18 protein-coding genes are annotated in these 22,311 nt (G+C 61.1%); 9 read left to right on the forward strand and 9 right to left on the reverse strand.

Annotated features, from left to right (window positions below; all coding sequences use genetic code 11):
* Nucleotides 1-130 precede the first annotated feature (130 nt).
* The 7 genes from C4J84_RS06520 to C4J84_RS06550 all read right to left on the reverse strand — a co-directional run bounded on the left by C4J84_RS06520 (nt 131) and on the right by C4J84_RS06550 (nt 7,422).
* The gene (locus tag C4J84_RS06520; RefSeq protein WP_124435072.1) at nt 131-1,765 is read right to left on the reverse strand and encodes an ATP-dependent DNA ligase; all 1,635 of its coding nucleotides are present in this window, start codon (nt 1,763-1,765) and stop codon (nt 131-133) included.
* Nucleotides 1,762-2,766 carry a ligase-associated DNA damage response exonuclease gene (locus C4J84_RS06525; protein WP_124435073.1) on the reverse strand — a complete coding sequence of 335 codons (1,005 nt, stop codon included), beginning with the start codon at nt 2,764-2,766 and terminating at the stop codon, nt 1,762-1,764. Before C4J84_RS06525 ends, C4J84_RS06520 begins: the two co-directional genes overlap by 4 nt.
* A gap of 300 nt (nt 2,767-3,066) precedes the next feature.
* Nucleotides 3,067-5,508 (reverse strand): penicillin acylase family protein, encoded by a 2,442-nt coding sequence (locus C4J84_RS06530; RefSeq protein ID WP_124435074.1) that lies wholly within the window; start codon nt 5,506-5,508, stop codon nt 3,067-3,069.
* A gap of 223 nt (nt 5,509-5,731) precedes the next feature.
* A complete protein-coding gene (locus C4J84_RS06535; protein ID WP_124369900.1) occupies nt 5,732-5,950 on the reverse strand; it encodes an SEC-C metal-binding domain-containing protein in 219 nt (72 codons plus the stop codon).
* Nucleotides 5,947-6,429, reverse strand: coding sequence for an LEA type 2 family protein (locus tag C4J84_RS06540; RefSeq protein ID WP_124361638.1), 483 nt, complete (start codon nt 6,427-6,429; stop codon nt 5,947-5,949). Before C4J84_RS06540 ends, C4J84_RS06535 begins: the two co-directional genes overlap by 4 nt.
* Before the next feature lie 14 nt (nt 6,430-6,443).
* Nucleotides 6,444-6,920: a YchJ family protein gene (locus C4J84_RS06545; protein ID WP_124435075.1), complete on the reverse strand. Its 477-nt coding sequence runs from the start codon at nt 6,918-6,920 to the stop codon at nt 6,444-6,446.
* A gap of 4 nt (nt 6,921-6,924) precedes the next feature.
* Nucleotides 6,925-7,422: a DUF6231 family protein gene (locus tag C4J84_RS06550; protein ID WP_124435076.1), complete on the reverse strand. Its 498-nt coding sequence runs from the start codon at nt 7,420-7,422 to the stop codon at nt 6,925-6,927.
* A gap of 187 nt (nt 7,423-7,609) precedes the next feature.
* On the opposite strand from C4J84_RS06550, the gene C4J84_RS06555 reads away from it, so the two are divergent.
* Nucleotides 7,610-8,368, forward strand: coding sequence for a collagen-like protein (locus C4J84_RS06555; RefSeq protein ID WP_124435077.1), 759 nt, complete (start codon nt 7,610-7,612; stop codon nt 8,366-8,368).
* Between the two features lie 116 nt (nt 8,369-8,484).
* Here the strand turns inward: C4J84_RS06555 and C4J84_RS06560 are convergent, their stop codons facing one another.
* Entirely contained in the window at nt 8,485-8,949 is a 465-nt protein-coding gene (locus C4J84_RS06560) for a CopD family protein (protein WP_124369904.1), read from the reverse strand.
* Between the two features lie 99 nt (nt 8,950-9,048).
* On the opposite strand from C4J84_RS06560, the gene dinG reads away from it, so the two are divergent.
* From dinG to C4J84_RS06590, 6 genes are all read left to right on the forward strand, one after another.
* Nucleotides 9,049-11,193, forward strand: coding sequence for an ATP-dependent DNA helicase DinG (gene dinG, locus C4J84_RS06565; protein WP_124361643.1), 2,145 nt, complete (start codon nt 9,049-9,051; stop codon nt 11,191-11,193).
* Nucleotides 11,194-11,282: 89 nt separating this feature from the next.
* Nucleotides 11,283-13,592 carry a beta-galactosidase gene (locus C4J84_RS06570; protein WP_124369905.1) on the forward strand — a complete coding sequence of 770 codons (2,310 nt, stop codon included), beginning with the start codon at nt 11,283-11,285 and terminating at the stop codon, nt 13,590-13,592.
* A gap of 82 nt (nt 13,593-13,674) precedes the next feature.
* Nucleotides 13,675-14,820, forward strand: coding sequence for a serine hydrolase domain-containing protein (locus C4J84_RS06575; protein WP_124368943.1), 1,146 nt, complete (start codon nt 13,675-13,677; stop codon nt 14,818-14,820).
* Between the two features lie 144 nt (nt 14,821-14,964).
* Nucleotides 14,965-16,119 carry an OmpA family protein gene (locus C4J84_RS06580; protein WP_124369906.1) on the forward strand — a complete coding sequence of 385 codons (1,155 nt, stop codon included), beginning with the start codon at nt 14,965-14,967 and terminating at the stop codon, nt 16,117-16,119.
* Between the two features lie 27 nt (nt 16,120-16,146).
* Nucleotides 16,147-16,794 carry a pyridoxamine 5'-phosphate oxidase gene (pdxH, locus tag C4J84_RS06585; protein ID WP_124361646.1) on the forward strand — a complete coding sequence of 216 codons (648 nt, stop codon included), beginning with the start codon at nt 16,147-16,149 and terminating at the stop codon, nt 16,792-16,794.
* A gap of 256 nt (nt 16,795-17,050) precedes the next feature.
* A complete protein-coding gene (locus C4J84_RS06590) occupies nt 17,051-17,515 on the forward strand; it encodes a glycine zipper 2TM domain-containing protein (protein WP_065886131.1) in 465 nt (154 codons plus the stop codon).
* Between the two features lie 713 nt (nt 17,516-18,228).
* On the opposite strand, the gene nhaA is transcribed toward C4J84_RS06590, so the two are convergent.
* Nucleotides 18,229-19,413 (reverse strand): Na+/H+ antiporter NhaA, encoded by a 1,185-nt coding sequence (gene nhaA, locus C4J84_RS06595; RefSeq protein WP_124369907.1) that lies wholly within the window; start codon nt 19,411-19,413, stop codon nt 18,229-18,231.
* Between the two features lie 217 nt (nt 19,414-19,630).
* On the opposite strand from nhaA, the gene C4J84_RS06600 reads away from it, so the two are divergent.
* On the forward strand, nt 19,631-20,725 hold the full coding sequence (locus C4J84_RS06600; protein ID WP_124366146.1) for a PLP-dependent cysteine synthase family protein: 1,095 nt from the start codon (nt 19,631-19,633) through the stop codon (nt 20,723-20,725).
* Between the two features lie 449 nt (nt 20,726-21,174).
* Nucleotides 21,175-22,299, forward strand: a complete 1,125-nt coding sequence (locus tag C4J84_RS06610) for an IS481 family transposase (protein WP_124369797.1) — start codon at nt 21,175-21,177, stop codon at nt 22,297-22,299.
* Nucleotides 22,300-22,311 lie beyond the last annotated feature (12 nt).

Below are 22,311 nucleotides of genomic sequence, written 5' to 3' on the forward strand. Positions count from 1 at the left end.
GCACCATTTAGGATCGAACGGAAATCCAAATGTGGGAGGGGGCTTGCCCCCGATGGCAGTGGATCAGACACAAATGCTGTGACTGACATACCGCCATCGGGAGCAAGCCCCCTCCCACATTTGAACTATGTCAGGCCAGTAAGTCCTGCAGCGTGGCGAGATTGTCGGCTTCCTCCACCGGTTTGTCCTGGCGCCAACGCAACATCCGTGGGAACCGCACCGCAATCCCGCTTTTATGCCGCTTGGACAGGGCGATGCCTTCGAAACCCAACTCAAACACCATGCTCGGCGTAACGCTGCTGACCGGGCCGAATTTTTCCACCGTGGTTTTGCGCACGATCGCGTCGACCTTGCGCATTTCTTCGTCAGTCAGGCCGGAATAGGCCTTGGCGAACGGCACCAGGCTCCGCTCGCTGCCCGGCGGGCCGTCCCACACCGCGAAAGTGTAATCGCTGTACAGGCTGGCGCGCCGACCATGGCCGCGCTGAGCGTAGATCAACACCGCGTCGACGCTGAACGGGTCGACCTTCCACTTCCACCACAGGCCCATATCCTTGGTGCGGCCCACGCCGTAGAGACCTTTGCGATCCTTGAGCATCATGCCTTCCACACCCAGGCTGCGGGAGGCTTCGCGCTGCTCGGCCAATGCTTGCCAGGTTGGTCCCTCAAGCAGCGGCGAGGGCAATAACACCGGTTGGTCACACTCTGCGATCACGCTTTCGAGCTGCGCACGCCGTTCAGCCAGGGTGTGGTTGCGCCAGTCGTCGCCCTGGTACTCCAGCAGATCGTAGGCCAGCACCGCCACCGGAGCATCTTCCAGCACTTTTTTACTCAGGGTTTTGCGGCCGATCCGCTGCTGCAGCAGGGCGAAGGGTTGCACCGCGTCCTTCCAGACCACGATCTCACCGTCGATCACCGTGCCATCCGGCAAGCCACTGACCAGGCTGTGCAGCTCGGGGAAACGCTCGGTCACCAGCTCTTCGCCGCGCGACCACACCCACAGGCGCCCCTCACGCTTGACCAGTTGCGCGCGAATGCCATCAAACTTCCATTCCACCTGCCAGTCGGCGGGGGAGCCGAGCAGGGCATCGAACTGCTCCAGCGGTTGCGCCAAGCCGTGGGCGAGAAAAAACGGATAGGGCTGACCGCCACGTTGCGCATGTTCGTCGGACGATTCGGCAGCGATCAGCTTGAGGTAGCCCGCAGCCGTAGGGCGATTGGACAGGTCGGTGTAGCCCACCAGCCGTTGCGCCACGCGCTTGCTGTCGAGCCCGGCCATGGCGGCAAGCGCGCGGGTCACCAGCAGCTTGGACACGCCCACGCGAAAGCTGCCGGTGATCAACTTGATGCACACCATCAGGCTCGGTTGATCCAGCTGCGCCCACAGCGCAGGCAGGCGTTCGGCCAGTTCAGCGGGCGCAAGGCCGCGCAGCGGCAGCAGTTTTTCTTCCAGCCACACCGCCAGGCCGTCTTCGGAGGTGTAGGTCGATTCGGGTAGCAGCAGGGAAATCGTCTCGGCCAGGTCGCCGACGGACTGGTAACTCTCTTCGAACAACCACGGCTCGATGCTCGCCGCTTGCGTCGCCATATCCCTCAGCAGACGGGTCGGTACCAGTTGCCGCGGCCGCCCGCCGGAGAGGAAGTACACCGCCCATGCCGCATCCTGCGGCGGTGCCTGCTGAAAATAGTCTTGCAGCGCCGCGAGCTTGGCGTTGCTGGACGTCGTCGCGTCGAGGTTGGCGTACAGCTCGGCGAAGGCTTTCATGGGCTGGCCTCCTCTTCGTCATCGCCATATTCGGTGCTGAAACCCTGGGCATCCAGGCCTTTTTCGCGCAGATGGCGCACCAGTACGCCGACCGAGCCGTGGGTGACCATCACCCGTTCGGCGCCGGTCTGTTCGATGGCCCACAACAGTCCGGGCCAATCGGCGTGGTCCGACAGTACAAAGCCACGGTCGACCCCGCGCCGCCGCCGAGTCCCGCGCAGGCGCATCCAGCCGCTGGCGAACGCGTCGCTGTAATCGCCAAAGCGGCGTATCCAGGTGCTGCCGCTGGTGGAAGGCGGGGCGATGATCAAGGCCTGGCGCAGCAGCGGATCGTTTTTTTTGAAGTCGCCGGCGTATAGCGTTTCCGGAATGTACACACCGGCCTCGCGGTATACCCGGTTCAGCGGCTCGACGGCGCCATGGCTGAGGATCGGGCCGATGCTGGCATCAATGCCATGCAGAATGCGCTGGGCCTTGCCGAAGGAATAGCAGAACAGCACGCTGGCTTTGCCGGCGGCGATATTGGCCTGCCACCAGTCATTAATGCCGGCAAAAATCTGCGCCTGCGGCTGCCAGCGGTAGATCGGCAGGCCAAAGGTAGATTCGGTAATGAAGGTGTGGCAGCGCACCGGTTCGAACGGCGCGCACGTGCCATCGGGCTCGACCTTGTAGTCGCCGGACGCGACCCAGACTTCGCCCTGGTATTCCAAGCGCACCTGGGCCGAGCCCAACACATGCCCGGCCGGATGAAAACTCAAGGTCACACCGTGGTGCACCAATTGCTCGCCGTAGACCAGGGTTTGCAGGTTGATGTCCTGGCCCAGGCGCGAACGCAGGATGCCTTCGCCGGGGGCGGCGGCCAGGTAATGTTGATTGCCGGTGCGGGCATGGTCGCCGTGGGCATGGGTGATGACGGAGCGTTCCACTGGGCGCCAGGGGTCGATGTAGAAATCCCCGGCGGGACAATAGAGGCCTTCGGGTCGGGCAATGACAAGGTCCATGGGGTGACCGAGGAGGTGGGCTTATCATTTAGGAGGATATGACGGTGAGAGAAGTTCTATCTGAATGCATGGGGTCCAAATGTGGCAGGGGGCTTGCTCCCGATAGCGGTGTGACAGTCAACACATTCATTGACTGAACTACTGCTATCAAGGATCGTTCCCACGCTCCCGCGTGGGAATGCAACCCGTGACGCTCTGCGTCACCTGTGCACGGTAGCTGAAACTCGGCTCGGTTCGCGCGACGCGGAGCGTCGCAAAAGGCATTCCCACGCAGAGCGTGGGAACGATCAGAGCGCCGGGTTACTTGCCGGGTGTCAGGGTCAACCTGGTCTTGCCATACACCTTGTCAAAGTTCTGCGGCTGCATCGGGAAACTCAGGTATTGCGCCTTGAGCGACGGGTCGATGCCGTTGGCATAGTTCGGGCTGGCCGGGTTGCCGGACTGGCCGGTGCCGCCCTGGCCCGTCATCGGTTCCGGCTGGCCGAAGTCGACAATCATGCGCAACGCCGACGTCTGGGCCGCATTGAAGTCCTGCCCCCAGCGGTACGGTGCCGGGTTCAGGGTGTTGTGGTCGCCACCACTGGCCAACGGGCCACGGATCACCTGGCCGCTGGTGTTTTTCCAGGTGGTGGTGTGCAGCTTGCCCCATTGCCAGGCCTTGTGATCAGCGCCCAGCAGGCTGTCGCCGGTGCTGATCGTGGCGGCCAGGGTGCGTGCGAGGATCGCCGGCTTGTCTTCTTTGTGCGGCGTGCGCGTGTCATCCCACAGCGGGCTGTCTTCACGGCCCAGCAAGTGGTCTGCGGTGGCTGAGTAGGACAGGCTGGCATTGCTGACAAAGGCTTTCCAGCTGGCGCTCTGTTCCGGACCGAGTTTGTCGAGGAAGATCTGTCTGGCGCTCTCTTGCAGGAACAGCTCGTAGAGCGCCGCGTCGGCGGACGTTGGCGCAAGGCGACCATCGAAGGCCATCAGGCGGCCCAGTGCTTCGCGCGCCTTGGCCTGTTCGGCCGCAGGCAGCGCATCGATTGCCTGTTTCAGCGGCTGGGCCATGCCCGGCGCCTGGAACATGCCTTTGAGTTTGGCGGCAAAGAGGGTGGTCTGGTCGTATTGCATGGCGATCAGACTGCGGCTGTCATGCTTGCCAGCATTGGCCAGTTGCGCCAGGCGCTCGCTGCGCTCCGGCGCATCCCAGGAATTGGACAGCTGCATGCCATAGCCACGCGGTGCGGTGCGCTGGTTGGCGGTGCCGATCCAGCCTTGCGCCGGGTCCTGGTCATAGGGATGCAGCATGGCGTCGGCGTAACCGTCCCAGTCAAAGCGCGTGTCCCAGCCCGGCGAGGGCAGCAGGCCTTCGCCTTCGCGGCGGTTGGGGAAGCGGCCGGTGACTTGCCAGCCGATGTTGCTGGCGTCGGCGAAGATCATGTTCAACGCAATGGCGCGAATTTCGCGGGTGGCGTCCGAGGCCTTACCGGCGTTTTGCGCGCGGGACAGGTCGAAGAACGCATCCAGGCTCTTGTCGTCCTTCAAATCAGCGGTTTGCAGGGCCAGGCCATATCCGCTGGTGAGGGCCTGGCTGCTGTTGAGCAAGGCGCCATGGCGGGTTTCGTACACCACGTCGCGAATCGAGCGTTGGCCTTTGACGAAGAAGGTTTCGTTACGCACGCCGGCCGGTAGCCATTTTCCGTTGTTCTCGTAGTACAACGCGCTGCCCTGGCGTTTGACCTTCTCCAGGAACAGGTCCTGGGTATCGCCCTTGACCGCGCTCATGCTCCACGCGACCTTGCCGTTGAAGCCCGACAGCAGGGTCGGCAGGCCGGCAATCGACGCGCCGGCCGCCTGATATTTCGGGGCGCGGATCTGCACATAGCTCCAAGGTGACGGCGCTTGCGGCTGGGCGGCGAGGTCGTTGGCCAGCAGGCTTTTGCCGCTGCGGCTGCGTTGCGGCCCGATGGCCCAGTTGCTGGAAGTGGTCACGTCCAGGGCATTGAGGCTGTTGAGTTGCTGGCTGACCGTGTCCAACCCGGCGAGGCCGGTGATCTGGCTCAGGTTCACGCCCTTGAGTTTATCGGCTTCGGCCAGCGGGATGGCCTCGTCCGGCGCGCTTGGGATAAGCCAGGCGAGCTTGTCGACACCGACTTTCTGCGCCAGCACCAGCGACGAAATCTCTTCCTGCAGGTTGCTCGACTCGCTGAAATTCAGCAGGCAGAACAGCAGCGCCGAATCTTCCGGTTTCCAGTACTCAGGCTTGTAGCCGGTCTGGGCCAGGTCTGTCGGCAGCTTGTCGCGGTAGCGGAACAGGTAGGCGTTAACGCCCCGTGCGTAGACTTCAAAGAAACGCTTGAGCCGTGGCGATGAAGCGTTGTACAGCTCGCCTGCGCTCTTTTTAAGGTTGACCGCGCGCATGAAACGGTCGACATCGAGTACCTCCGGGCCGGACATTTCCGCCAGACGGCCCTGGGCCAGCAGCCGCAGGGTGACCATCTGGGTGATCCGGTCGCTGGCGTGCACATAGCCGAGGCTGAACAGCGCGTCGTGGAAGGTGTTGCTTTCAATCAGCGGCATGCCCTGGGCATTACGGCGTATCGACACGTTTTGCGCCAGGCCCTTTATCGGCTGTACGCCGGCCATGGGGGGCAGGCTGTCCTGGGTGCTCTGGAGCTGGCAACCGGCCAGGCTCAACGCACTGGCCACTGCCGCGGCAACGCCGAACCGGGGAAGAAAATGTATAAGGGCTGGCGAGGCCATGGCAAAGCTCCTGCGGGGGGGTAGCGTCATTAAAGGCGCTACGTTAGTGAGCGCGGCGAAACGACGCAAGCGGGAGTTTTGTAATTACGTGAGTACTCAGGCTTATGTGCAAATCAATGTGGGAGGGGGCTTGCTCCCGATTGCGGTCATCCAGTCGAAGCCTATGTCGACTGACACACCGCTATCGGGAGCAAGCCCCCTCCCACATTGGATATTGGGTAGCTTAAGCGCCGTGGCACTTCTTGAATTTTTTCTCGCTGCCGCAGGGGCAAGGGTCGTTGCGACCAACGTCTTTCAAGGCGTTGCGCACCGGCTCCTGGTGAGCGTGGCCGCAGTTCGGGCCGTGGACATGGCCGTGGTCGTGATCATGGTGATCGTGACCATGATCGTGAGCATGATCGTGGTTGCAGTCAGGACCATGGACATGGGGTTGCTGAGTCATCGATGTCGCTCCGGAATAAAATCGCCGGGGATTATCTCGCCATTGTGGGCCACCTGCACGTCATTACCGATGAATAATCCGGTTTTCAGCTCGCCTTCCAGGCGATAGGGCACGGGGCGGTCGGGATTCTTCAGCATCTGCACTACATCGCGTATGCGTGGCCACAGGTTGGTGCGCACCGACACCCGGAAGAATTTATGACTGCGCGGCGGCACGGTCAGCCATTCGTTGGACTCACCTTCGGTCAGCACCAGATCGCCAAGGGTGACCTTGTAGATCAGGCCACGCACGGTCAGGTCAGCGTCGTCGCGGTTGTCCACGCGAAAGTAGAGCTTGAACTTCTGCTCCAGCAGCTTGGCCCGCACCACTTCGACGTTCACCAGGGAGACGTGGGGCGGCGGCGAATCGTCTTCGAACCACGAGGCGCAGCCGGTCAGGCCCAGGGTTAACGCCAGCATCAAGCTGAAGGTGCGGAGCATTGGCGTTATCCCTGTCAGGTCGTTAAGTAGCTGGAACAGCACTTCTTGAATTTCTGTCCGCTGCCACACAAACATACATCATTACGCCCGGCCTTCACCTCCACCGTCGGATCGATGAAGTACCAGTGCCCCTCGTTCTGTACGAAAGAAGAGCGTTCACGGTGGCTGTGTTCACCAGCACTGTCGTGCCAGCGCGCTGTGAAGGTGACGAAGGCGTGCTCCGGCTGGCCACCGAACACCTCTGAGCTTTCCACCTCAAGGCCGAGCCAGGTGCTTTGAGCGCTCCAGGCGGCAATCGCATTGCGATCGAGGCCCGCTTGCTGCGCCGGGAGGGTGGTGCTCACCAGATAGTCCACCAGGCCCAGCACGTAGGCGCTGTAACGCGAACGCATCAGCGCCTCGGCAGAGGGCGCCGGGTGGCCGGCGTGGTAATGGCCGCAGCAGGCGTCCAGCAGATTGCCACTGCCGCAGGGGCAAATGGATGTACTCATCGTGTTACCACCAATACTTTCCAAAATTTTCCGGATTGGCCCAGAAGCGAGCGTTGAGCCAGTCCGGCACTTGTTTATAGTCAAGCAGATCGTAGGTAAACAGCGTCAGCACCTGCTCATCACGCTGGAAACGCTCACCGGCTTGCAACGCCAGGGAAAAAAAGTCGGTGTCCTTCCAGGCGCAGGCATCCATGTCCACCAGCACCGCGATGCGGCTGGCATTGAGGTTACGGATACCACCCAATAACCTCAGACCCTGGGGTTTGGGCAGGTGTTCAAGGCAATCGACCACCAGCGCCAGGTCAAAACGCTGCGCCGCCAGGTCGGCAGGCAGTGGTCCGGGTTGCGCAACACTGACGAGCACATCGGGGTGCGCCGTTTTAAACGCATCCAGTGCCGGGAAGTGGCTGGCGCCCAACAGCAGCAGGCGTTTGGGAGCGTGCAGGTCCAGCAGCGCAGCCAACGCTTGCTGGGGCGTACGGGAAGAAATTCCAGCGATCATCGCAGATCCTCACATCAGGACCGTAGAGACTAGCGCGCCTGGGCGTGCGGGCCTAGAGCATCCGGGTAATACCGCCGGCACTTGAGTCGTTGCGTGCGAAGTTTTTTGATCCTTCACTGGCAAAGCGCCTGCAGAAGTCGTTACTGTGCGTCCAAAGAAAAATTTGAAAACACTCGGGAGCCCCATGATGCGTAAGGTTTTTCTGCTGGCCCTGTTGGTCAGCCCCGTTGCCCTGGCCCAGAGTGTCAGTGTCGAAACCAACTCGTTGATGCGCCTGCCCAGCAGCACCAGCGTGTTGCAACTGGAGCGCCTGGACGTGGCGGACTACGGCACCCTGCTGATTCCAGCCACCATCAGTCAGATCGCGGTGAAAGAACTGCATCTGGGGCGTGACGCGCGCATTGCGATTGTCCCCGGCAATACCGCGCTGCAGTTGCAGGTGCGCCAGGCTCAACTGGAGCACGGCAGCCAGATCACCTCCCGCGGCGCACCCGGCACTCATGAAAAACCGGCCAAAGCCGGGCGTGACCTGACCTTGCGCATTGATTCGCTGACGGCTGAAGAACTGTCGGTGGATGCCCGTGGTGGCGCCGGTGCCCAAGGGTATGCGGGCCTGGATGGCGCCAATGGCGTCGACCCAGGTTGCACCTGGGGTTCAGCCGGGCGCGGGTTCAATGGCGATAATGGCGGCGATGGGTTGCCGGGGGCGTCGGGTGCGGCGGTGCGTATTGAGCTGCCTCAGGATTTCCCTGGCGACAAGATCAAGATCTTGGTGGACGGCGGCGCCGGTGGTTTGGCCGGTGTAGCGGGCAAACCTGGCAAGGGCGGGCAGTCCAAGGGCTGCCTGGTGTACCGCGCCGATGGCGGCGACAAAGGCCGGCCGGGGTTGGAAGGGCAGCCGGGGCCGGCTGGGCCTGCGGGGTCTGTGACTATCCAGCGCCTCTGAGTCGCTTGTTCTGACGCTATCGGGGGCAAGTCGAATCGTCGCACCGCCCCTCCCACAGTTGGAATGCATTCCAATGTGGGAGGGGGCTTGCCCCCGATAGCGGACTATAGGTCTATTCAGAACATCGGCCGAGCCGAAGCAATCGCCACCACCACCAGCCCCACAATCAAGTTAACGCCCACCAGTTTGCGAATCTGCCCCAATGCAGCCGCGCCCGCCGCCCAATCCTCGGCCGCCACCGCCGCCTTCAACGCCGGAAACTTCAACGCCTGGATGCGAATAAACAGCGCCGTCATCACCAGGTACAAGCCCATCATCACCTGTACATAACGCGGTGCGGTTTCAAAGCCGTTGAAGCGCAGGTGTAGCAGGCCGACGCCGCTGATCGGCAAAACCAGCACCGCCACCCACACCCATACAAAAAAACGTTGAAACACATTTGCCCACAGCTTCAGCCGGGCAGGGCCCTCAAGGGCCGCCATGGCGGCGGGGCGCAGGATCATCCAGGCGAAAAACATACCGCCGACCCAGATCAGGGCGGCCAATACATGCAGGGTGTAAGCGAGGCTAAACGCGGTCATTGTGGTACTCCGTTCTGCGCGGGATTAATTAGCGGGGTATGATAGCGGCCGATCCGAACCACTGAAAATTTATCCAGCGTTTTTTGCGCCCGACTATCCATGATCAGCACTGAACTCAAAACTACGATCCAGGGCGCCTATACGCGTTTTCTCGAAGCCAAGAGCTTGAAACCGCGCTACGGCCAACGCCTGATGATCGCCGAAGTGGCGAAAGTCCTCGGGGATATCGACACTGACGACGAGGGCCGCCGTGCGGGCGAACCGGCGGTCGTGGCCGTCGAGGCCGGCACCGGCACCGGCAAGACCGTGGCCTACAGCCTGGCTGCGATCCCCACCGCCAAGGCCGCGGGCAAGCGCCTGGTGATCGCCACGGCGACCGTCGCACTGCAGGAGCAGATTGTCTACAAAGACCTGCCTGACCTGATGCGCAATAGCGGCTTGAGTTTTACCTTTGCCCTCGCCAAGGGGCGTGGCCGCTACATGTGCCTGTCCAAGCTCGATGTGTTGCTGCAGGAAGGCCACGCGCAGACCGCCACCGCCTCGCTGTTCGAAGAAGAAGGCTTCAAGATCGAGGTCGATGAGGCCAGCCAGAAGCTGTTCACCAGCATGATCGAGAAACTCGCCGGCAATAAATGGGACGGTGATCGCGACAGCTGGCCCACCGCCCTGGAGGATTCCGACTGGGCGCGCCTGACCACCGACCACAGCCAGTGCACCAACCGCCATTGCCCCAACTTCGGCCAGTGCGCCTTCTACAAGGCCCGCGAAGGCATGGGCAAGGTTGATGTGATCGTCACCAACCACGACATGGTGCTGGCCGACCTGGCCCTGGGCGGCGGCGCCGTACTGCCGGACCCGCGCGACACCCTGTACGTGTTCGACGAAGGCCATCACCTGCCGGACAAGGCCATCGGCCACTTTGCCCATTACACGCGCCTGCGCTCTACCGCCGACTGGCTGGAAACCACCGCCAAGAACCTCACCAAGCTGCTCGCCCAGCATCCGCTGCCCGGTGACCTGGGCAAGCTGATCGAACAGGTGCCCGAGCTGGCGCGGGAGATCAAGACCCAGCAGCAGTTCATGTTCAGCGCCTGCGAGCAGGTGGCCGACTTCAAGCCCGGCGAAGATGTGGAAGGCCGTGAGCGGCCGCGTCACCGGTTTGTTGGCGGGATGATTCCCGAGCATATGCGCGAAATGGGCATTGAACTGAAGAAAGGCTTTTCACGCCTGACCGACCTGTTCACCCGTCTGACGGACTTGCTCAAGGAAGGCATGGATGGCGAGGTCAATATCGGCATCGCCAGCAACCAGGCCGAAGAATGGTACCCGCTGTTCGGTAGCCTGCTGTCCCGCGCCCAGGGCAACTGGGAGTTGTGGACCGCCTTTACCGTCGAAGACCCGGAAGACAACCCGCCCATGGCGCGTTGGCTGACCTTGTCGGAAAGCGGTGCGCTGTTCGATATCGAGGTCAATGCCAGCCCGATCCTGGCCGCCGAAATGCTGCGCCGCAACCTGTGGAACGTGGCCTACGGCTGCCTGGTGACGTCGGCCACGCTGACCGCCCTTGGCACCTTCGACCGCTTCCGCATGCGCGCCGGCCTGCCGAAAAAGGCTGTCACCGCGGTGGTGCCGAGCCCGTTTCACCACGCCGACGCCGGCGTGCTGCGGGTGCCCGACCTCAAGGCCGACCCAAGGGACGCGCCGGCGCACACGGCGGCGATCATCCGCGACCTGCCCGGATTGGTGGAAGGCTCGCGGGGCACCCTGGTGCTGTTTTCGTCGCGCAAGCAGATGCAGGACGTGTTTGACGGCCTTGATCGCGACTGGCGTAAACAGGTGTTTATCCAGGGCAACCTGTCCAAGCAGGAGACCTTGAACAAGCACAAAGCGCGGGTCGATGGCGGTGATTCCAGCGTGTTGTTCGGCCTGGCGAGCTTTGCCGAAGGCGTGGACTTGCCCGGCGCCTACTGCGAACACGTGGTCATCGCCAAGATTCCATTCTCGGTGCCGGACGATCCGGTTGAAGCCGCGCTGGCCGAATGGATCGAAGCCCGGGGCGGCAACCCGTTCATGGAAATCTCGGTGCCCGATGCTTCCCTGAAACTGGTGCAGGCCTGCGGGCGCTTGCTGCGCACCGAGCAGGACCGGGGCACCATCACCTTGCTCGATCGCCGCCTGGTCACCCAGCGCTATGGCAAGGCCATCTTGAATGCCTTGCCGCCGTTCAGGCGCGAAATTTCTTAAGCCACCGTGGGCGAATTCGCCCACGGCGTGGTCTATCTCACTGTATGTCATCAGGCCAGCCATCGGCCGTTTGGGAGAACCTTGTTCGTATGATTCGCACGCTGCCCGCTATTTTTGCCCTGCTGTTCGCCGCGCCGCTATTGGCCGCGCCGGCCGGGCAACAAACCCTGTTCAATTTCGTCCGGCCCGCTGATGTGGTCAAGGTGGCGACCCAGGACGCCAGCCTGCCGCAATACAACGCCGAACAAACCCCCGAAGGCGAGGTGCTGCGCCGCATCACCTTCAACCCGGCCGCCGAGCCGAGCCTGGTACTCAGCCCGCAAACGGGCGTGTGGGACTGGTCGCAATCGGGCGCCATGAGCCTGCGTATCCAGAGCGCCATGAACTGGGCGTTGACCCTCTACGTAAAGGTACAAAGTGCCGACGGTAAAACCCTGGTCAGCCGCATCGACCTGCCGGCCGGCCCGGCGCAGACCTTGCTGGTGCCGCTGCAAGCCCACTCGCCGCTGAGCCAGGGCATGAAGGCCGGCCCGCCGATGCCGATGACCGTGGACGGCCAGCGTGTGTTGCTGGCTGCCAGCGCCGGGGAAATCGACCGCAGCCAGGTGGTGTCGGTGACGCTGTCAATGATCAAGCCGAATGCCGCCCAAAGCATCCTGCTGGAGCGCTTTGGCGTGCAGGACAGCGAGCCGGTGTTGAAAGCGGCCTACAGCGAACTGGTGGACGCTTACGGCCAGTCCACCCGCGCGCGCTGGCCGGAAAAAGTCAGCAACGACGAGCAGCTCAAGGCTGCGGCGGCCAAGGAGCAACAACAACTGAAGGCGTGGCTTGCCGAGCGTGACAAGTCGTCCCTGGATCAATACGGCGGCTGGAACAAGGGCCCGGCGTTCGACGCCAGCGGTTTCTTCCGCACCGAAAAGCGCGACGGTCGCTGGTATCTGGTCACACCGCAAGGCCATCCGTTCTACTCGCTGGGTGTCAACACCGTGGCCCCGGACAACAGCCAGAGCTACGTCGCCGGGCGTGAGTGGATGTTTGCGGCGCTGCCCAAGGCCGGCGAGCCCTTCGACAAGTATTACGGCAGCGGCGATAACCGCACCGGCAACGGCGCGGGCGAGGGGCGCGGTTTTGGCGCAGGGCGTTGGTATGATTTTTATGGCGCCAACCTGCAGCGCACCTATGGCACTGAAACCGGCACCGACGGTTTCGACCAGCAGCGCTGGGTGAGCCACACCCTCGACCGCCTGCAAGCCTGGGGCTTCAATACCGTGGGCAACTGGAGCGATCCGGACCTGGCCACGGCCGACCGCGTGCCCTACACCTTGCCGCTGTCGATTGTGGGTGACTACGCCAGCATCAGCACCGGCACCGACTGGTGGGGCGGCATGCCCGACCCGTTCGACCCACGCTTTGCCATGGCCACTGAACGCGCCGTGGCCATTGCCGCTCGCGATCATCGCGACGACCCGTGGCTAATCGGCTTCTTTGCCGACAACGAACTGGCCTGGGCCGGCCCTGGCGACGATGCAAAATCCCGTTACGCCCTGGCCTACGGCACCCTGCGCATGACCACCGACGTACCGGCCAAGCGTGCCTTCCTCAAGCAACTGCGCGACAAATACCGCAATGAAGAAGGCCTGTCGAAAGCCTGGGGCATCCACCTGGCCGGCTGGGAACTGATGGAAGACCCTGGCTTCGAGCCGCCGATGCCTGACCCGGAGCATCCCGAAATCGAGGCTGACTTCAAGTATTTCCAGAAGACCTTCGCCGACGCCTACTTCAAGACCATTTCCGATTCGCTGAAATGGCACGCACCCAACCAGTTGCTGCTGGGTGGGCGTTATGCGGTGAGCACCCCCGAAGCCGTGGCAGCCTGTGCCCAGTACTGCGATGTGCTGAGCTTCAACATGTACACCCTCAAGCCCCAGGACGGTTATGACTTCGCCGCCCTGCGTGCACTCGACAAGCCGGTACTGATCACCGAATTCAATTTTGGCTCGACCGACCGTGGCCCGTTCTGGGGCGGCGTCACCCAATTGGCCGCCGAAGAAGAGCGTGGCGCGGCGTACGCGGCCTTCCTCAAGCAAGCCATGGCGGAGCCGTCGATTGTCGGCGTGCACTGGTTCCAGTACCTGGACCAGCCGGTGACCGGGCGCTTGCTGGACGGTGAAAACGGTCACTTCGGCCTCGTTGGCATTACCGACGTGCCCTTTCAGGGCTTTGTCGACAGCGTGCGCAAAAGCAATCTCGCGGCGGTCGACCAGTTGGGTAAGGCGGCCGAAAAGGCCAAGGCGGTCGGCGCGGCACGCGAGAGCGAGGGCGGCCGGGCAGGCCAGGCCGGCAAAGACGCAGGCCAGGGCGCCGGGCACGCCGGCGGGCACTCCGCAAATGGGCATTGATTCGTCGTTGATGGGTTCACAAAACCCCTAATGGCTGGAACAATGTCGGCCACTTTTCATGATGTTTTTCGAGGTCGCTCAGGTGCAGATTCAGGGTCATTACGAGCTCCAGTTCGAAGCGGTACGTGAAGCGTTCGCCGCATTGTTCGATGACCCTCAGGAGCGCGGTGCCGGGCTTTGCATCCAGGTCGGCGGCGAGACGGTCGTCGACCTGTGGGCCGGCACCGCCGACAAGGACGGCGCCGAAGCCTGGCACAGCGACACGATCGTCAACCTGTTCTCTTGCACCAAGACCTTCACTGCGGTCGCTGCGCTGCAACTGGTGGCCGAAGGCAAGCTGAAGCTGGACGCGCCCGTGGCCGAGTACTGGCCGGAATTCGCGGCGGCGGGCAAGGAATCCATCACCCTGCGCCAGTTGCTCTGCCATCAGGCCGGGTTGCCGGCGATCCGCGAGATGCTGCCCGCCGAAGCCCTGTACGACTGGCAACTGATGGTCGATACCCTGGCGGCCGAAGCGCCGTGGTGGACACCCGGCCAGGGCCATGGCTACGAGGCGATCACCTATGGCTGGTTGGTCGGCGAGCTGCTGCGCCGTGCCGACGGGCGCGGGCCTGGGGAGTCCATCGTGGCGCGGGTGGCGCGGCCATTGGGGCTGGATTTTCACGTCGGCCTGGCGGACGAAGAGTTCTATCGTGTCGCCCATATAGCGCGCAGCAAAGGCAATATGGGCGATGCAGCGGCACAACGGTTACTTCAAGTAATGATGCGTGAACCCACGGCCATGACTACCCGTGCATTTGCCAACCCACCGTCTATTCTGACCAGCACTAATAAACCCGAGTGGCGGCGTATGCAGCAACCGGCGGCAAATGGTCACGGGAATGCACGGAGCCTGGCCGGGTTTTATAGCGGTTTATTGGACGGTAGTTTGCTGGAAAGCGACATGCTCGAACAATTGACCCGTGAACACAGTATTGGCCCGGATAAAACCTTATTGACCCAAACCCGTTTCGGCCTGGGTTGCATGTTGGATCAACCGCAGTTGCCCAATGCGACATTCGGCCTTGGCCCGCGCGCCTTTGGGCATCCCGGGGCAGGGGGCTCGGTAGGGTTTGCCGACCCAGAGCACGATGTAGCGTTCGGTTTCGTGACTAATACCCTGGGGCCCTATGTACTTATGGACCCACGTGCGCAGAAGTTGGTCGGAATATTGGCCGGTTGTCTATAAACCCCTTGCTGTTTCACAATTTTTTGTTACAAAGACACGTATAAGAAGACGCTGAACGCAATGATGTAACTTCAATGTTCTTTAAGCGTCGGTTTAACGGGGCACCTGGCCCCCCCTGGTTTTTTCTCATTTTGTGGATATCTCATGTTATCGAACAAGTCCTTGGCACTGGCGCTGTGCCTCACTATTACCGGCTGTGCACAAACACCACAGAATGATGCCGAAGGTGGGCACTGGTGGTCATTTGGGTCCGATAAGGCTGCTACCAAGGACGCAGTGACCCAAACCGACGCCAAGCCGGATGCCAAGCCCGCTGCTGGCGCCAAGGATGCCGCGCCTGTTGCCGCTGCCGCAGCGCCTGCTCCGGCAGCCAAGGCTGACACAGGCTCCAGCTGGTGGCCCTTCTCCACCAAGAGCGCCGACGAAAAGGCCGCCGAGGCCAAGGCCGACCTGAAAGCTGACCTCAAGGCCGCAACCCCGGCTCCGGACGGTGCTCCGGTCGTGGCCAAGACCGATACCGAAGCCCACTGGTGGTGGCCGTTCGATACCAAGCCAAAGCCGCTGGCCAAGGTCGATGTGACCAATGTGCCGATGCCTGATCCGAAAATCACCCAGGCCTGGTTGGACGATTACGAGCCGCGCCTGCGTGCCGCCATCAAGGACAGCAACCTGCAATTGGAACGTCGTGACAACGTGCTGGTAGTGATTGCCCCGGTGGACGGCTCCTACAACCCGAAACGTCCAGCGATGCTGCTGCCGGTGACCCTGGGCCCGTTCACTCGCGTCGCCAAGGCCGTCGAAGCGGATCCAAAGACCGCCGTACTGGTGCTGGGCCACGTTGATGCCACCGGTAGCGCGCCGGCCAGCCAGGCGCTGAGCAAGGAACGTGCGCAGTCGATTGCCTCGATTTTCAGCCTCAGCGGTTTGAAGCAGGATCGCCTGATGCTGCGTGGCATGGGCGACCTGATGCCGCGTGCCGCCAACGACAGTTCCCAGGGCCGTGCGCTGAATCGTCGCATGGAAATCATGTTCACTCAGCGTACAACTATGTTGGCGCTGCTGAACAAGTACAACTCGGGCAAGACCCCGCCTGTGGCGGAAATGGTTGCCGTGCAGGATGTTCCCGCACCGGCCCCGGCAGCAAAAGCTCCTGCGAAGAAAGCGCCAGCCAAGAAAGCCGCCGCCAAGCCGGCTGCTAAAGCCGCTAAAAAAGCCCCGGCCAAACCGGCTGCAAAGAAACCGGCTCCGGCCAAGGCCAAGGCTGCTGCACCGGCGAGTAACGACCAGGCGAAAAACTGATCCGTTGAACCAGAAGGATAACGCCGCATGACCCAGGCACTGGCCGATATGCGCCGTGACTACACACGGGACGGTTTGAGCGAGGCCCAGGCCCCGGACGAGCCGTTTGCCTTGTTCCACCAATGGTTCGCCGATGCGGTGAAAACCGAGCAGGCACCGGTGGAGGCCAATGCCATGACCCTGGCCACGGTCGACCAGGAGGGTCGACCGCACTGTCGTATCTTGTTGCTCAAGGGCCTGGATGCGCAGGGCTTTACCTTCTTTACCAACTATCAGAGCGCCAAGGGTGAACAACTGGCGGCGCGGCCATTCGCGGCAATGACCTTTTTCTGGCCGACCCTCGAGCGCCAGGTGCGCATTGAAGGTCGCGTGGTCAAGGTCACGCCTGAAGAATCGGATGCTTATTATCAGGTACGACCTCTGGGCAGCCGCCTGGGGGCGTGGGCATCGCCGCAGAGCAAGGTCATTGGTGATCGCGAAGAACTGCAGGCGCTGCTCAAGGCGACCGAACAGCGTTTCAGCGACACCCAGCCCGACTGCCCTGAGCATTGGGGGGGTTATCGCTTGTTGCCCGAGCGCATCGAGTTCTGGCAAGGCCGCGCCAGCCGCCTGCATGACCGTCTTAACTATCGGCTGCAAGCGGGCCAATGGACGCGCGAGCGTCTGGCGCCCTGAGCGTCCCCTTTCGTCATCTAATTTGAATCATGCCCTTTGCGCCGAAGTCTTTATGCAGGAGACTTCGGCGTTTTCGGCTGTATGGCTACACTGACTAACCACGCTATGGCATGTTTTGGTTAAGCTACCGTTCGTCGAGCTGTGTGGTGCCGACAGCCTGTACTCAGGCTGAATGAAAGCACTTTTCTGCCTGGCTCGCCGTGACAGGCGCCAGGCTGCAGCGTTTAATGAATACCTGTCCTTTGGAGTTGATGCTATGCGTAAGTCCGTTTTACTAGTTGCCTGCTTTACCACCCTGTCATTGCTGTTGGGTGGCTGCGCCTCGAGTCTGACCGGCGACTCGTACTCCCGTGACGAGGCGCGTCGTGTACAGACCGTCCGCATGGGTACCATCGAATCCCTGCGTCCGGTCAAGATCGAAGGCACCAAGACCCCAATCGGCGGTGCTGCGGGTGCGGTCATCGGCGGCGTTGGCGGCAGCGCCATCGGCGGCGGCCGTGGCAGCATCGTTACCGCTGTGATCGGCGCGGTAGCCGGTGGCCTGCTGGGCTCGGCCACCGAAGAAGGCCTGACTCGTACCCAGGGCGTGGAAATCACCGTTCGTGAAGACGACGGCAGCATGCGTTCCTACGTACAAGCCGTGCAGGAAAATGAAATTTTCCGAATTGGCGACCGTGTGCGCATCATGACGGTCGACGGCACCAGCCGCGTTACTCGCTAAAAGCGTAAGCAACAAGTAAAGAAAAACCCCAACCGGGTGACTGGTTGGGGTTTTTTGCCTGTGGGCCTGATCTTTTTAAAAGCGCATAAGTTGCAGGCAATAAAAAACCGCCTTAGTAGGGCGGTTTTTTATCGCAAGGCCATTATGAAGCTTGGCTTGCATGCTCACAGAACGCAATGACATGTCGGAATACTACTGTCGGTTGATGCTTCACGCAAGATGCAGCTCTAAGAGGAACTATCGCTTCTGATACTTTTTTTGTCAGAAAAAAATGGCAATAAATATTCCGGGCCACCCTGTGCTTAGTCACACCTTCGAAGGGCCGCTCAGCTAGTATCGACGCCGTTCTACGTTCGTCACTCTGTGAGTCGACGGGGTCAGCAAAAACAAGTTTTCTGGACCAGCCGCCACGGGCTAGTAATCCGTGCCGGATTGATGCGGAGGGCCCGTCAACCCTGCCGCCTCATGGAACGCAATGACAGCATTCGAAGGCTCACATGTTCCGGTAAGTGCGCTGGAGGTAGGCCCAACTCTAGGAGGGTCGAGTATGTCTAAGTTTGCACGACGTACGTGGAACCTCGTAGTGAATGCCCTGCGTGTTTATCACGTATGGGTATTCCTGCGGGACAGCTTTGATGACCTGTAAGGTCTGAGAAGTGGAGCCGCCTCGATTCAGGTCGAGGCGGCTTTTTGGTGTTTGGATGTCACCTCAACTATGAAATAACGGCTTTCTTGCGACTCGCCATCGCCGTCACCGCATAACCAATACACGCCGCAATTATCGACCCGGTCAGAATCCCCATGCGATCTTCGCCGGCGAACTCGCTGACCCCCGGTACAAATGCCAGTGAGCCGACAAACAGGCTCATGGTAAAGCCGATGCCGCACAGGATCGCCACGCCCAGCACCTGGCCCCAGTTCGCACCGCTGGGCAGTGAGGCAATGCCGGTCTTGATGGCCAGCCAGGTAAGGCCGAACACACCGACGGTTTTGCCAATCAACAGGCCGGCGGCGATGCCCATGGGCACAGGGTGGGTGAAGCTCTCGAGGCTGACGCCGGTGAGGGACACCCCGGCGTTGGCGAATGCGAACAGCGGCAGGATGGCGTAGGCCACCCACGGGTGCAGCGCATGCTCCAGGGTCAGCAGGGGCGAAGTTTCGGCATTTTTGGTGCGCAGTGGAATGCAGAACGCCAGAGTCACCCCGGCGAGGGTGGCGTGGACGCCGCTCTTGAGCACGCACACCCACAGGATCAGGCCGATGATCAGGTACGGCCCGAGCTTGACCACACCCAGGCGGTTCATCGCGATAAGGGCGACCAGGCAGGCCGCTGCACCCGCCAGGGACGCGCCGGACAGGTCAGCGGAATAGAACAGCGCAATGACGATAATGGCACCCAGGTCGTCAATGATTGCCAGGGTCATCAGGAACAGTTTCAGCGACACCGGCACGCGCTTGCCCAGCAGCGCCAGGACGCCGAGCGCAAAGGCGATATCCGTGGCCATCGGGATCGCCCAGCCGGCGAGTGCTGCAGGGTTGTCCTTGTTCAACGCCCAATAGATGAGCGCGGGGACGACCATGCCGCCGATAGCCGCCGCGCCGGGAAGGACCACCTGCGACGGTTTGGACAGGTGACCATCGAGCAGCTCGCGTTTGACTTCGAGGCCGATCAGCAGGAAGAACAGGGCCATCAGGCCGTCGTTGATCCACAGCAAGGCGGGCTTGGCGATTTGCAGCGCGCCAACCTGTGCCACCACCGGGGTGTCGAGAAAGGCGCCATACAGGTGCGACAAAGGTGAGTTGTTGATAATCAGCGCCAACGCGGCAGCGGCAATCAATAACAGGCCGCTGGCGGCTTCCAGCTGGAAAAAACGGGTGAAAGTGCTTCGCAGAGGCAAGGGATGCTCTCCAATCCAGGTTCAATAGGTGGGTACCCTAACCCGTACCGTTAGTTGTTAAAACAAAAGTTATATTCTTATTTGTTATAAGCGTTGGTCAGAGCGGGCGTTGTTTCAAAGCCTAGCAATTGTGTGTCCAATTGAGTCCTCACTGTATCTGTGTGCAGTGTAGGAAACCCCCTAATATCGGGGCTGAAATTCTTAGAGAAACCTCCTCATGAGCGATCACCGTCCCTGGGCCCGCGAAGCCATTCGTATCATTGAAGCGGATTTCCAGCGCAGCGCAGACACCCATCTGATCCCTTTGCCATTGCCGGGTTTGCCGGGTATCGAGTTGTATTTCAAGGATGAATCCAGCCACCCGACCGGCAGCCTGAAACATCGGCTGGCGCGCTCGCTGTTCCTGTACGCGTTGTGCAATGGCTGGCTGAAGCCGCACGCCCCCGTGATCGAGGCCTCCAGCGGTTCGACGGCGATCTCCGAAGCCTATTTTGCGCGCCTGCTCGGCCTGCCGTTTATCGCCGTGATGCCCGCCACCACTTCCCAGGAGAAGATCGCCCAAATCGCCTTTTATGGTGGCAAGAGCCATCTGGTGCAGGATCCCACGCAGATCTACGCCGAATCCGAACGTTTGGCCCAGGAAAGCGGCGGCCACTTCATGGACCAGTTCACTTACGCCGAACGCGCCACCGACTGGCGCGCAAACAACAACATCGCCGAGTCGATCTTCCAGCAGTTGCGTTTCGAGCAGCACCCGGAGCCGAGCTGGTTGATTTCCAGCCCCGGAACTGGCGGCACTACCGCGACCCTGGGGCGCTATGTGCGTTATCGCCAGCATTGCACGCGAGTGCTATGTGCCGATGCCGAACGTTCGGTGTTTTTCGATTATTACCTGAGCGGCGACGCCAGCCTGCGTCTGGACTGCGGCTCACGGATCGAAGGGATTGGCCGGCCACGGGTCGAAGCCTCGTTTTTGCCCGCTGTGATCGATGCGATGGTCAAGGTGCCGGATGCGCTGTCTCTGGCGGCCATGCATTACCTGGCCGAGCGGTTGGGGCGGCGCGTGGGCGGTTCCAGCGGGACCAACCTGATCGGTGCCCTTGTAGCTGCGCAGCAGATGAAAGCGGCGGGGGAGTCGGGGTCGATCGTGGCGATCTTGTGTGATGGCGGCGAGCGCTATGCCACGACTTACTATGATCAGGCGTGGCTGGCGGCGCAGGGCTATGAGTTGCAAGGGTTGATCGCGGCCGTTGCGGCGAGTGTCGAGCAGGGTGAGCCACTGCCGGCCAGCATCCTGCGTGCCAATATCTGACACGTCGCAAACCAAATGTGGGAGGGGCTTGCCATCGATTGCGGTGTTTCAGTCAAGAAATTCAGACTGAACCACTGCTATCGGGACATAGGTATCTATACAGCTTTGTAGCAGCCTACGGTAACCACGATGCGAAGCGAGCCGCTCTTGATCTTGCTCTTGATCTTAAGCGCCCCGTTAAACCACGCTGGCCGGAATCGATAGTGATTTGGGGGGTAAACCGGCAGGGATGCCGGTTTAGCCGCCCCGCGCCATGGATGGCGCGTGGCGGCGGCCCCCCAAATCACTATCGGATTACGGGCACACCGAGCCTAGGCGAGGTGCCGAGTGGTGGGGCAAGAGCGTTTTGCTTACTTTTGCGCTTTTTGTACGGACCGGACACATGGTTGACGGGTGTGCGGGGACATGGTGGACACTTTGCGGCGAGCCAACTTCGTCGGAAAGCCATCATGCCTTGGACTACGAGAGACGCCATGAGCCTGAAAGAAGAGTTCGTTGCCTTAGCACGGCAACCCGGCAGCAACAAACGTGAGTTGTGTCGACGATTCGGTATCAGCCCACAAACAGCGTACAAGTGGCTCAAACGCTACGAGGCGCTGGGTCAGCCTGGTCTGCAAGAGAAATCCCGCAGGCCAGCGACCAGCCCTAAACTGACTCAGACGGCTTTGGAAGCCCAAATCATCGCACTTAGACAGGCCCATCCAGCATGGGGTGGACGCACCATTAGTAGCCTGTTGGAAAAGCGCATTGCTCCCAGCACCGTCACCAATGTCTTGCACCGCCATGGTCTGATTCAACCGCCTCAGAAGGAACATACGGCGACGTTGCGATTTGAGCACGACGCGCCTAATGATCTGTGGCAGATGGATTTCAAAGGACATTTCGCACTGCAACAAGGTCGATGCCACCCCCTGACTCTGTTGGATGACCACTCCCGGTTCAGCCTAGCCATTGATGCCTGTGATAACGAACGGGGAGCCACGGTGAAGGAGAAGATGATCGAGGTTTTCCAGCGCTATGGCTTGCCAGTTCGGATCAACGTTGATAACGGCGCTCCCTGGGGCTCGCCACGCAATCCGGGTGAAGTTTCAGAACTGAGTATCTGGCTGATTCGCCTGGGAATTCGGATCAGCTTCAGCCGTCCTCGCCATCCTCAAACCAATGGGAAGATCGAACGTTTCCACCGCTCGCTCAAAGCAGAAGTGCTTGATGGACGTTATTTTTCCACACTGATGGAGGCTCAATCGGCTTTTGATCAATGGCGTGAGGTTTATAACCTGCAGCGCCCTCATCAGGCGCTGGGCTACAAGGTGCCTATGGACCGCTATCGGAGCAGTCCCTGGGCGTATCCACAGCAACTGTCGGAATTTGAATATGGCCCAGATGATGTGTTGGCTAAGGTTTATGACAGTCGATTTCGCTTTCAGAAACGCTACTTCAGCATCGCCAAAGGTCTGCGTGGACAACACATCGCAATACGTCCTAACGCTGAGAGAGATGGCTTATTTGACGTCTACTTCTGTCATCAATTTCTACGGACCTTCGACGTGAATAACCCTGACTACGGGGCATAATGTGTCCACTAT

This window comes from Pseudomonas sp. R11-23-07 (assembly GCF_003852295.1).
Lineage (GTDB): Bacteria > Pseudomonadota > Gammaproteobacteria > Pseudomonadales > Pseudomonadaceae > Aquipseudomonas.